The 11,848-nt window shown below is 67.1% G+C and carries 9 protein-coding genes, 2 tRNA genes and 1 pseudogene; 6 read left to right on the top strand and 6 right to left on the bottom strand.

Annotated features, from left to right (window positions below):
- Position 1 precedes the first annotated feature (1 nt).
- Together narI and VXJ37_RS02120 are read left to right on the top strand one after the other, a co-directional pair.
- On the top strand, positions 2-799 hold the full coding sequence (gene narI, locus VXJ37_RS02125) for a respiratory nitrate reductase subunit gamma (RefSeq protein ID WP_331321418.1): 798 nt from the start codon (positions 2-4) through the stop codon (positions 797-799).
- A gap of 38 nt (positions 800-837) precedes the next feature.
- Positions 838-2,076, top strand: a pseudogene (locus VXJ37_RS02120) (MFS transporter).
- A 19-nt stretch (positions 2,077-2,095) separates the two neighbouring features.
- On the opposite strand, the gene VXJ37_RS02115 reads toward VXJ37_RS02120, so the two are convergent.
- The 5 genes from VXJ37_RS02115 to VXJ37_RS02095 all read right to left on the bottom strand — a co-directional run bounded on the left by VXJ37_RS02115 (position 2,096) and on the right by VXJ37_RS02095 (position 6,340).
- Positions 2,096-2,650 carry a dihydrofolate reductase family protein gene (locus tag VXJ37_RS02115; protein ID WP_331321417.1) on the bottom strand — a complete coding sequence of 185 codons (555 nt, stop codon included), beginning with the start codon at positions 2,648-2,650 and terminating at the stop codon, positions 2,096-2,098.
- Between the two features lie 150 nt (positions 2,651-2,800).
- Positions 2,801-2,874, bottom strand: a tRNA-Met gene (locus VXJ37_RS02110).
- A gap of 60 nt (positions 2,875-2,934) precedes the next feature.
- Positions 2,935-3,006: transfer RNA gene (locus VXJ37_RS02105), tRNA-Thr, on the bottom strand.
- Positions 3,007-3,306: 300 nt separating this feature from the next.
- The gene (locus VXJ37_RS02100) at positions 3,307-5,292 is read right to left on the bottom strand and encodes a DEAD/DEAH box helicase (protein WP_331321416.1); all 1,986 of its coding nucleotides are present in this window, start codon (positions 5,290-5,292) and stop codon (positions 3,307-3,309) included.
- A gap of 394 nt (positions 5,293-5,686) precedes the next feature.
- Positions 5,687-6,340, bottom strand: coding sequence for an MOSC domain-containing protein (locus VXJ37_RS02095; protein ID WP_331321415.1), 654 nt, complete (start codon positions 6,338-6,340; stop codon positions 5,687-5,689).
- 179 nt (positions 6,341-6,519) lie between these two features.
- Between VXJ37_RS02095 and VXJ37_RS02090 the strand changes: the two genes are divergently transcribed.
- Genes VXJ37_RS02090 through VXJ37_RS02075 form a run of 4 tightly spaced genes read left to right on the top strand, consistent with a single transcriptional unit; the run spans position 6,520 to position 11,059 of the window.
- Complete coding sequence (locus VXJ37_RS02090; RefSeq protein ID WP_440589765.1) at positions 6,520-7,122, top strand: Tat pathway signal protein; 603 nt, start codon at positions 6,520-6,522, stop codon at positions 7,120-7,122.
- Positions 7,123-7,125: 3 nt separating this feature from the next.
- Positions 7,126-8,337: a glutathionylspermidine synthase family protein gene (locus tag VXJ37_RS02085; protein WP_331321414.1), complete on the top strand. Its 1,212-nt coding sequence runs from the start codon at positions 7,126-7,128 to the stop codon at positions 8,335-8,337.
- Complete coding sequence (locus VXJ37_RS02080) at positions 8,334-9,827, top strand: APC family permease (RefSeq protein WP_331321413.1); 1,494 nt, start codon at positions 8,334-8,336, stop codon at positions 9,825-9,827. The genes VXJ37_RS02085 and VXJ37_RS02080 overlap by 4 nt, the downstream gene beginning before the upstream one ends.
- A gap of 26 nt (positions 9,828-9,853) precedes the next feature.
- The gene (locus VXJ37_RS02075) at positions 9,854-11,059 is read left to right on the top strand and encodes an acyl-CoA dehydrogenase family protein (protein WP_331321412.1); all 1,206 of its coding nucleotides are present in this window, start codon (positions 9,854-9,856) and stop codon (positions 11,057-11,059) included.
- Between the two features lie 10 nt (positions 11,060-11,069).
- Here the strand turns inward: VXJ37_RS02075 and VXJ37_RS02070 are convergent, their stop codons facing one another.
- A complete protein-coding gene (locus VXJ37_RS02070; RefSeq protein WP_331321411.1) occupies positions 11,070-11,840 on the bottom strand; it encodes an SDR family oxidoreductase in 771 nt (256 codons plus the stop codon).
- Between the last annotated feature and the right edge of the window lie 8 nt (positions 11,841-11,848).

The raw sequence follows: 11,848 nt of genomic DNA, 5'->3' as shown, positions 1-11,848 counted from the left end.
CATGCCGGCACACTGGATAGCGCTGGAGACGGAGCCCGCACCCGCCGTCGTCCTTAACGCCTGGGACATCGTCCTGTGGGGCGTCCTGCCGTATGTCATGGCGGTGGTTCTGGTGGGCGGCCTGGTGTGGCGCTACCGGTACGACCAGTTCGGCTGGACCACCAGGTCCTCCCAGCTGTACGAGTCCAGGCTCCTGCGGATCGCCTCCCCGCTGTTCCACTTCGGGTTGCTGGCTGTCATTGCCGGACACTTCTTTGGCCTGGTGATTCCGATGGCCTGGACGCAGGAGGTGGGCATGAGCCAGGAGCTCTACCACTTCAATGCGCTGTTGGTAGGCGGCATCGCGGGTGTCGCAACACTGGGCGGGATCGCTCTGCTCATCTACCGGCGCCGGACCACAGGGCCCGTCTTCATGGCCACGACGAAGAACGACAAGACCATGTACGTGGTGCTGACCGCGGCCATCGTGTTCGGCCTGTGGACCACGCTGGCCAGCGTTTTCGAGGGCGGGCACGGGCACAACTACCGCGAAACGGTGGCGCCGTGGTTCCGGTCATTGTTCATCTTCCAGCCGGACATCGCCGCCATGGCCGGCGCGCCGTTCACGTTCCACCTGCACACGCTGGTGGGGATGGCGCTCTTCGTCGTCTGGCCGTTCACCCGCCTGGTGCATGCGTTTACCGCGCCGCTGCACTACCTCTTCCGCCCCTACATCGTGTACCGCTCACGGGACGTGGGGACCAAAGGCAGGGGCTGGTCGGCGGTGGGCACACCGGACAGGGACACCCGCAACCGCTGACCGGCGGTGCGTTTTCGACACGTGGTGAGGAGCAGGCGATGGCCGGAACAATCCCAACACCAGGCAGCGGGACGGCACTGAACAGCGGCAGGGCACTGAACTTGGCGCTGGCGACGGTAGCGTCCGTGGCAGGTTTCTGGGCGTGGAACTCGGTGGCAACCCTGGGGGCCTTCTACACCTAGAACCTCGAACTGACGCCCGCCACCACGGCAGTCCTGGTGGCCATGCCGGTGTTCGTCGGATCGCTGGGACGGATCGTGGTGGGGACCCTCACGGACAAGTACGGGGGCCGGGCGATGTTCACGTTTGTGCTGCTGGCCGCCATCCCGCCCATTCTGTTGGTGTCCGTGGGCGGCCTCCTCAGTTCCTTCGCCCTGGTGCTGGGCGCCGGGCTGCTGCTCGGCGTGGCAGGGACCGTCTTCGCCGTCGGGATTCCGTTCGTCAGCGCCTGGTACGTACCCGCCCGGCGCGGCTTCGCCACCGGCGTCTTCGGGGCGGGAATGGGCGGGACGGCGCTGGCGGCGTTCCTCAACCCGCGGCTTGTCGCGGGGATCGGCTACTTCCCCACCCACCTGCTCATCGCCGTGGTCCTGGCCCTGATGGCGGCACTGGTCTGGTTCCTCATGAAGGAGCCCCCGGACTGGACACCCAACCACTCGCCGGTGCTGCCCAAGCTCCTGGACGCCGCCAGGACAGCAGTCACCTGGAAGATGTGCTTCCTGTACGCGGTGGTCTTCGGCGGCTTCGTGTCCTTTGCCACCTACCTGCCCACCTACCTGCGCGACGTCTATAGCTTCGACCCCGCCGGTGCCGGTGCCCGGACGGCGGGGTTCGACCTTGCCGCCGTCCTCGCCCGTCCCGTGGGCGGGGTGCTGGCCGACAAGCTCGGCCCCAAGCCCGTGGTGCTGCTTGCCCTGGGCGCCGTGGCCCTCCTGGGCTGGCTGGTCACCCTGCGGCCCGACGGCGAGGTTCCGGCAGGTGCCACCTTCGTTGCGATGGCTGCCGCGCTGGGGCTGGGAACGGGCGGCGTGTTCGCATGGGTCGGCGTCCTCTCGCCGGCAGGAAAAGTGGGCAGCATCACTGGCATCGTGAGCGCCGCCGGCGGCCTGGGCGGCTACTTCCCCCCACTGGTCATGGGCGCCACGTACGACGCGGCGACGCGCAGCTATTCCATCGGGCTGCTCCTGCTGGTGGGCACCGCACTGGTGGCCCTGGTGTTCACCCTCTTCGCAGTACAGCCCCGGGCCGGGGCGCCCGCGGTCCAGCGGGCCCACTGATGCCCCGGGGTCGGGGGGCTTAGCGGGTGCGGTAGCGCAGGTACACCACACCGTTGCCGAACCGCCGCTCGTCCAGCAGGTCCAGCCGGTACTCCAGCCCCTCCGGCAGGAAGCGGAGGCCGCCGCCCACCGTGACGGGATTGATGAACAGCTGGCACTCGTCCACCAGTCCGGCCTTGAGGGCGTGCGCGGCAAGGGTGGGGCCGCCAATGCTGATGTCCTTTTCTGCGGACTCCTTCAGCTTCCGCACCCGGTCCGGAAGGAACTGCCGTTCCAGCCGGGTCCGGGCGGTGGCCACGCTCCCCAGCGAGCCGGAGTACACCAGCTTCTCCGCCCCACGCCAGATGGCGGCGTAGTCCTTGATCACCGGGGGCTCATCCTGTGTCTCCATGGTTTCCCAAACGGACATGACCTCATACATCCGGCGCCCCAGCAGGTACGTGCCCACGTCCCGCTCCAGGTCGTTCACGAAGGCGTGGATCTCCTCGTCCGGCGCCGACCAGTTGAAGTTGCCGTCCCTGTCCGCCGTGTAACCGTCCAGGGACATGATTGCGGAGTAAATCAGCTGTGCCATGGGCCCATTCTTCCGCCGGGCATCGCGTCTGGATAGGTGTCCGGCGCCGCCGACCTTGTTCGCCGCCTGCTGGCCGGGTGAGAGGAAGGACAGTACGGGAATCAAACAGGAAAGCCCCCGGAACCAATGTGGTTCAGGGGGCTTTGCCTGTAGCGGTGGGGAGGCTCGATCTCCCGACCTCACGATTATGAGTCGTGCGCTCTAACCAACTGAGCTACACCGCCACGAATGAGAAAAACCTGTGTCAAGCCGGTCAAACCGCCTTGACACAGGCCCTCACTCAGAGCCCCCCACCGGAATCGATCCGGTGACCTCGTTCTTACCAAGAACGCGCTCTACCACTGAGCTAGGGGGGCAACGAGTAAATACTCTACCGGAAGATTTACGCACCAACAAATCGGCGCCCCAAGCATTGAGAGGGCCGCCTTATGCCGGGTTCCGCCTGGCGCGGGGAGCGCATTTTCCCCGGAATTCCGGGGCTTTAGGGGCCGCGCAAGGGGAACGCACGACGCCGGGGGGCGCCTTCATTGGGTCCCCCGCCACCCTGCCGGGCAAAGAATGTGTCCAGCCCCACATTCCCGCCCGGGTTAAACGCCGATGGGCCGGCTCGAAAGCCGGCCCATCGTCGTCGTCAGTTGGTCAAACTGCGCGGAGGTTTACCACTTGTTCTTGCGGCTGAAGTCGCCGCCGGTGCGTGGCTTGCGGGAACCGTCCCCGTGGCCGCTGAAGGAACGCTCGGAACGGTCGCTGTACGAACGTCCGCCGCGGTCGGCGGAGGACCGCTCGCCGTCGTTCTTCCGGAATTCCTTCTTGAACCCGCCGTTGCCCTTGAAGTTGCCGCCGCGGCTGCCCTGGTAGGCGCCACGGTCACCGGAAGGCCTGCGGCCGTTGTCCAGTTCGAGGTGGATCAGCTCGCCGCCAATCCGGGTGCGGGACAGGGCACGCAGCTGGTCCTGGCTCAGGTCCGCGGGCAGCTCCACCAGGGAGTGGTCCGAGCGGATGTCGATGCCGCCGATCTGCGAGGAGGAAATGCCGCCCTCGTTGGCGATGGCGCCCACGATCGAGCCGGGCATGACGCGCTGGCGCCGGCCCACGGCGATGCGGTAGGTGGCGTTGCCTTCGGTCAGCTGGCGGCTGGGGCCGCGTGAGCCAAAGCCGTCCTTGGCGCGCTCGCGCTTCTGGAACTCGGGAGCAGCGGGCAGTTCCTTGACCAGCAGCGGCTGGCCGCCCTGGGCCATGACGGCAAGTGCCGCAGCGATTTCTGCTGCCGGCACCTTGTGCTCTTCTTCGTAGGAAGCGATGAGGTCGCGGAACATCGCGACGTCCTCGGAGGCGAGGGTCTCGGTGATCCGGTCCGCGAACTTGCCCAGGCGCAGCGTGTTCACGGTCTCCGCGGTGGGCAGGTGCATCTGCTCCACCGGCTGGCGGGTAGCCTTCTCGATGGCACGCAGCAGGTACTTCTCACGCGGCGTCATGAACAGGATGGCGTCACCGTTGCGGCCCGCGCGGCCGGTACGGCCGATGCGGTGCACGTAGGACTCGGTGTCGTGCGGGATGTCGTAGTTCACGACGTGGCTGATGCGCTCCACGTCCAGGCCGCGGGCGGCGACGTCGGTGGCCACGAGGATGTCGATCCGGCCTTCCTTCAGCGCGTCAACGGTGCGCTCTCGCTGCTGCTGCGGGATGTCGCCGTTGATGGCGGCAGCCTGGAAGCCGCGGGCCTTCAGCTTGTCCGCGAGGTCCTCGGTGGCCATCTTGGTACGCACAAACGCGATGACGCCGTCGAACTCTTCCACCTCAAGGATGCGGGTCAGCGCGTCCAGCTTCTGCGGGCCCATGACCTGCAGGTAGCGCTGGCGGATGTTGGTGCCCGTGGAGGTCTTGGTCTTGACCGAGATCTCGGCGGGATCGTTCAGGTACTGCTTGGACATGCGGCGGATCTGGCCCGGCATGGTGGCGGAGAACAGCGCCACCTGGCGGTCCTCGGGGGTCTGCTGGAAGATCTGCTCAACGTCCTCGGCGAAGCCCATGCGCAGCATTTCGTCGGCCTCGTCCAGCACCAGGTACTGGAGCTCGGACAGGTCCAGGGAACCCTTGGAGATGTGGTCGATCACGCGGCCGGGGGTACCCACAACCACCTGGGCGCCGCGGCGCAGGCCGGCGAGCTGGGGACCGTAGGCGGATCCGCCGTAGACCGGCAGGACGGTGAAGTCGTCGATGTGCTTGGCGTAGGAGGTGAACGCCTCCGCCACCTGGAGGGCCAGCTCGCGGGTGGGGGCCAGCACCAGGGCCTGCGTCTTGCGGGAGGGGCCGTTGAGGTCGTGGAGTTCGGCCAGGCGGGACAGTGCCGGCACTGCGAATGCTGCAGTCTTGCCGGTACCGGTCTGCGCCAGGCCCACTACGTCGCGGCCTTCGAGCAGCAGCGGGATGGTGGCTGCCTGGATGGGGGACGGCTTTTCGTACCCAACATCCTGCAGGGCGGCCAGGACGCGGCCGTCAATGCCGAGGTCGGCGAACTTCACAGTGTTTTCGTCGTCGTTCTGCTCTGCGGCAGGGGCGGCAGCTTCAGCGGCAGCGTCCGTCGCGGCAGCGGCGGGTGCTTCCTCAATGACGGCGGTGGTTTCGTTCAGGTTTTCGGGCATAGGGATATTCCTCATCCATAGGGGGCCAGGCGGCACTACCCAAGGTGAGCGGAGCCGCAGTACACGTGCCGATGGTGCCGGGCAAACGTTGACCGGCCGGTCACAGAAGTCCGGCGCTTTCGCAATCCCATGGCAGGACTTCGCGCTGCATCTCTTGGCTGCTATCCCAGCAGTCTGTACAGCGTTTTCTTTAGCCGGCTCTCCCTATGAAAATGCCCGCATCGCTTGCGCGGGCCCCAACACTTGCCAGTCCTGCCTCAAAAATTGGGCAGGAATAAGGGATTTCCGGAGTGGGGGATGTTTCCAGTGTAGGGCACGGAGGTGCTGGAGCGTTAATCGGAACGGCCGACTGCGGCGGTGAGCTTGCGCACACGGGCCCGCCACGGCCGCGCTGCTACTGCCCCAGGCGCCGCAGCAGTGCCTGGAACTTGGTGTGGTATTCCTCCTGCAGCCTGATCTCGCCGTCGGCCTCTGCACGGCGGAGCGCCTCGATGACGCCGGCGTCCGGCTCGCTGAACCACTTTCCGATGGTGATGCCGTGGCGCGGAACGAAGGTGCGTTCAATGGTGTCCCCGGCCTGGATGCTGCCGGTACGTATGACCCGCAGGTACGCCCCCACCCGGCCCTCCTCCGTGAACCGCTTCACCCACTGCGGTTCCTTCATCCGCCGCTGGAACGTGGCGCAGGGGGTTCGCGGGGACGTGACTTCGAGTTCGACGCCGGATCCCACCTTCCAGCGCTCCCCAATTACCGCGTTGGTGGCCTCGATACCGGATACCCGCAGGTTCTCACCGAAGATGCCCGGCGGCAGGTCCCGTCCCAGGGCGGCCGCCCAGAAATCGGCGTCTGCCTGGGAGTAGGCATAAACGGCCTGGTCCAAACCGCCGTGGTGGGCCCGGTTGGCCTGGATGTCCCCGCGCAGGCCCAGCTTGTGCACCTTCACCGGACCAGCGGCCGGACGCTTGTCGATGGCCGTGACGCCCACGTTTCCCTGGTCCCCGACAAGCTGGTGGACGCGGCAGACGGCAAGGACGGAACCTGTTTGCATGGCATCAGTCTAGGGTTCTTCCGGCAGGGTGCCCGGGCACCGGGTGATGGGCAGTTCTCCCCCACCGCAGGGAAGGGTTTGGGCTCGCAGGCGGAACCCGCAGGGACTACGCTGATTCGAGACTTGCATTGGGGGTGCAGCGCTGCGCCCAGTTCGCGTGGACAAATGAGGGGGACGCCGTGGACTCGAACCAGAAAGACCCGGAAGAAGGTCCCGGGAATGGGGCGTTGCCCGGGCCGGCCGGCGCCGGCAACACTGCCAAGCCGCCGCCCTGGCAGGTACCCAAGCCGGTCCTGCGTCCTGAGCTCCTCAATGAACCAGTTACCCCTGTAGACCCGTTTGCCCGTGAACGGGAGAAACAGCTCAACGATGCAGCGGCCCGGAAGAAGCGGTCCCAGCGGCGGACAGTGGTGGTGGGCCTGGGTGTCACCGCGCTCCTGGCCGGCACCATCACCGCGGTGGTGGCCAGCACCGGGGACGACCCCGAATACGCACAGGTGTGCTTCAACGACGACACCGGCGAGCGCGTGGCGGACACCAACTGCGACAGTTCCGCCGGCCGCAGTGGCGGCATCTACGCCTGGTACTTCTACTCGCGCGGCGCCAGCGTTCCGTCCATCGGCCAGAACCGGGCCTCAGCCCCCAACTACACAAGGACCATCCCCAGCGGGGCCAAGGCCGCCACGGGATACAGCAGCAAGGGCGGCACGGTCAGCCGCGGCGGGTTCGGCACCAGCGCAAAGAGCGGCTCCAGCGGCGGCGGCAAGGTTTCGGGAGGCTGACGGATGAAGAGACTCTTGTCTGAGCCCCGTCCGGGCTGGAAACAAAAGATCGAAGAGCAGGGCCTGGTCTTCTCCACCACGACCATGGATGACGGCCGCCGCATCGAGTACTGGAACGAGTCGGCGTACTACGAGTTCACCATGGATGAGGTGGAGACCCTCGAAGTGGTGGCCGAGGACATGCACCGGATGTGCCTGGAGGCTGCCAGGTTCCTGGCCACCGGGGCCATGGGCAGCATCGGCATCGGGCCCCAGGCCCTGGAGCTCGCGGCAGCATCCCTGCAGGCCGGGGACGTGGACGTGTACGGCCGGTTCGACTTCATCTATGACGGCCAGGGCGGCCCGGCCAAGATGCTCGAATACAACGCCGACACCCCCACCGGCCTCATCGAAGCCGCCGTCGCCCAGTGGTTCTGGCTGCAGGACGCCTTCCCGGAAAAGGACCAGTGGAACGGCATCCACGAGGCGCTGATCCGGCAGTGGAAGAAATTCCAGTACCGCACCGGCATGAGCACCCTGCACGTTGCCCACTCCGAGGTGGAGGAGTCCGGCGAGGACTGGATGACCGCGGCGTACATGCGGGACGTGGCAAGCCAGGCGGGCTGGACCACCATCGGCATCAACATGTCCGATATCGGGTGGGATCCCAACCTGAACCGCTTCGTGGACCTGGACAACTTTCTGATCAGCACCATCTTCAAGCTCTATCCCTGGGAGCTGATGATGAAGGAGCCCTTCGGCCAGCGCCTGCTGCAGCGCGCCCACAACCCGCGCTGGGTGGAACCTGCCTGGAAGATGCTGCTCTCCAACAAGGCCCTGCTCGCCGCGCTGTGGCACCTCTACCCCAACCACCCCAACCTGCTGCCGGCCTACCTGGGGGACCCGGGTCCGCTGAAGGAATGGGTAGGCAAGCCCCTGCATGGCCGCGAGGGCGACAACATCCGCATCCACGCCAACGGCATCAACCTGGAACAGCCCGGCGGGTACGGCCGCGAGGGCTGGTGCTACCAGCAGTACCAGCCGCTTCCGGACTTCGACGGCAACCGCCCGGTCCTGGGCCTCTGGGTGGTGGACGGCGAATCCGTGGGCTGCGGCATCCGTGAATCGGACGGGCCGGTCACGGACTACTACTGCCGTTTCGTCCCCAACACCATCGACGCGCCGGCGCCGCTTTCAGCGGTGGCCGGCTCCACCAAGGCAGGTATCGCCCTATGAGCACAGACATGACGACGACGGGAGGCTCCGGAGGCGGTCCGGGCACCCCGGTGCCGGCCAAGGGGTTGCGGTCCGGGATCCTCGACCTGGGTGACTCGGTCATGCTGGGGCTGGCCTCCACCGCACCCGTGTACTCGCTGGCGGCCACCCTGGGCCTGATCGTTGCGGTCAACGGCAACTACACGCCCCTGATCCTCCTGCTGGGCTTCATCCCTGTCCTGTTCATCGCCTACGCCTTCCGGGAGCTCAACAGCGCCATCCCGGACTGCGGCACCACGTTCACGTGGTCGCGCGAGGCCTTCGGCCCCTGGGCAGGATGGCTGGGCGGCTGGGGCGTGGCGCTCGCCGGCATAGTGGTCCTGGCCAACCTGGCGCAGGTGGCCGGCCAGTACCTGTGGCTGCTGGTGGGCGATGGATCGCTGGCGCAGAACAACGTACTGGTCACCGGCACCGGCCTGCTGTTCATCGTGCTCATGACGCTGGTGAACTACCGCGGGATCCGGCTGGGCGAGCACGTTCAGCGGGTCCTGACCTACGTCCAGTACATCGCGCTGGGCATCTTCGCACTGGCCATTGTGGTGCGGATCGTGGCTGGTGCACCGGAAGGCCAGGCTTTCGACTTTGAGTGGTTCAACCCCGTGGGGGCCTTTGCGGACCCGGGAGCAGTGGTGCACGGAGCACTCCTGGCCCTGTTCATCTACTGGGGCTGGGACACCTGCCTGGCCGTGAACGAAGAGACTGAGGAACCGTCCAGGACGCCGGGCCGCGGCGCTGTGATCTCGGCCTTCATCCTGGTGGCGATCTATGTTTCCGTGGCGCTGCTGGTGATGATGTACGCCACCGTGGGCTCGGAGGGTATCGGCCTCGGTAACGAGGCGAACAAGGACGATGTCTTCCTGGCCATGAAGGACGTGGTGCTGGGCCCATGGGGCTGGCTGATCGTCGTCGCGGTTTTGGCGTCCGTGCTGTCCTCCACGCAGACCACCATCCTGCCCACCGCCCGCGGCACGCTGTCCATGGGCGTCCACGGCGCACTCCCCGCCAAGTTTGGGGAGGTGCACCCGAAGAACCAGACCCCCGGATTCTCCACGCAGGTGATGGGCGGCGCGGCCGCCGCCTACTACGTGGCCATGAGCTTCCTGAGCGAAAACCTGCTGGCGGATTCCATCAGTGCCATCAGCCTGTTCATCGCGTTCTACTACGCCCTGACCGGCTTCGCCTGCTTCTGGTACTTCCGCGGGACGCTCCGGGATTCGGCACGCAACCTGTGGTTCCGCGGCATCCTTCCCCTCGCGGGTGCATTGCTGCTGACCGCCGCATTCTTCATCTCGGCGATACAGATGTGGGACCCGGCGTACGGTGACACCCGGATCTTCGGCGTCGGGGGCGCCTTTGTGAGCGGCGTGGTGCTGCTGGCGCTGGGCGTGGTGCTCGCCGCCGTCTGCCGGTTTCTGCCTGCCACCCGGGGCTACTTCCTGGTGACCAAATGAGCAGCGAAGAAATGAAGGATGGCAAAGTGACTGCTGAAGAAGTGACCGTTGACGTCCTGGCCGCGGGCCCGTCGGACGTCCTGGACCTGGACTCCCTGCTGTCGGCGGAGGAACTGGAGCTCCGGCAAAAGGTCCGCGACTTCACCCGGCAGCGGATCAAACCCGGCATCGCCCGCTGGTATGAGGATGCCGTCTTCCCCCTCGACCTGGCGACGGAACTGGGTGAGCTGGGCGTCCTGGGCATGCATCTGGAGGGCTACGGCTGCCCGGGCCGGTCCGCCGTCGAATACGGCCTGGCAGCCATGGAGTTGGAGGCCGGCGACTCCGGAATCCGTACCTTTGTGTCGGTTCAGGGATCCCTGGCCATGACCGCTATCCACACCTGGGGCTCGGAGGAGCAAAAGCAGGAGTGGCTGCCCCGGATGGCCGCGGGCGAGGTGATCGGCTGCTTCGCGCTGACTGAACCGACCGCCGGTTCAGACCCTGCCTCCATGGCCACCTTTGCGCGGCGGGACGGCACCGGGGACGACGCCGGCTGGGTGCTGAACGGGGCCAAACGCTGGATCGGGCTGGCCTCCGTTGCCGGCGTGATGGTGGTGTGGGCCATGACGGACGACGGCGTGCACGGTTTCCTGGTACCGGCCGGAACCCCGCGCGTCACCGCGACGCCCATCGCGCAGAAGCTGTCCATGCGCGCATCCATCCAGTGCGATGTGGTGTTCGACGACGTCCGGCTGGGTCCCGAGGCCCTGCTGCCGGCGGCGCGGGGGTTGCGCGGCCCGTTCACCTGCCTGAATGAGGCGCGGTACGGCATCGCGTGGGGTGCCATGGGTGCGGCCCGGGATTCCTACGAGGCCGCACTGGCCTACTCGATGGACCGGCTGCAGTTCGGCAAGCCGCTGGCCGGCTACCAGCTCACTCAGGAGAAGCTGGTGAACATGCTGCTGGAAATCCAGAAGGGCACCCTGCTGGCGCTGCACCTGGGCCGGCTGAAGGACGCTGGAACCATCCGTCCGGAGCAGATTTCGCTGGGCAAGCTGAACAACGTCAGGGAGGCCATCGCGATCGCGCGGGAGGCGAGGTCCATCATGGGCGGCAACGGCATCACCACCGACTACTCACCCCTGCGGCACGCCGCAAACCTCGAGTCGGTCCGGACCTACGAGGGCACCGACGAAGTCCATACCCTGATCCTGGGCCGGCACATCACGGGCCTCGACGCCTTCCACTGACGCCGGGCACTCAGGCGGAGAAGCCGCCGTCGGCCTTGATCAGTTGGCCGGACACCCAGCGGCCGGCCGGCGAGAGCAGGAAGGCCACGGTTCCGGCGACGTCGGCAGGGGTGCCCAGCCGGCCGGTGGGCTGCTGCCCGGTGAGCTCGTCCCGGACCTCCGGGGTCATCCACCCGGTGTCCACGGGGCCCGGGTTCAGGACGTTCGCGGAGATGCCCTGCGGTCCCAGTTCGCGGGCGGCCGCAATCACGATCCGGTCCAGGGCTCCCTTGGAGGCGCCGTAGGGAAGGTTGAACGCCGTGTGGTCACTGGTCAGCGCTACGATCGCACCGCCGTCGTCCGTGGCCTGCCGTGCGAAGGCGGCGATCAGCTGCCAACTGGCGCGCGTGTTCACCGCAAAATGCCGGTCGAAGGATTCAACGGTGGTGTCCAGCACTCCGGAATCCACCGACTCGGCATGGCTGAGCACCAGGCCCTGCAGGGCGCCGGCCGCCTGCGCTGCCTCCGCCACGAGCCGGTCCGGCACGCCCGGATCCTGCAGATCGGCCGACAGGACGTGGACCTTGGCGCCGATGGCTTCGAGCTCCGCAGTCAGCCGGACCACGTCTTCGGGTTCACTCCCCCACGGCATCCGGGCGTCGTAGTCGGACCAGTAGGACAGCACCAGGTCCCAGCCGTCGGCGGCGAGTTGGCGGGCGATGCCCGCGCCGATGCCCGCCATCCGACCTACGCCGGTGACCAGGGCAACGGGGCGCGCGGGGGCAGGTGCGTCGGGTTCCATCGGACCAG

The sequence above is a fragment of the Pseudarthrobacter phenanthrenivorans genome, from assembly GCF_036455295.1.
Classification (GTDB): Bacteria; Actinomycetota; Actinomycetes; order Actinomycetales; family Micrococcaceae; genus Arthrobacter; species Arthrobacter phenanthrenivorans_C.
The sequence above is the reverse complement of the archived record's forward strand: the minus strand, read 5'-3'. Positions and strand labels throughout refer to the sequence as shown.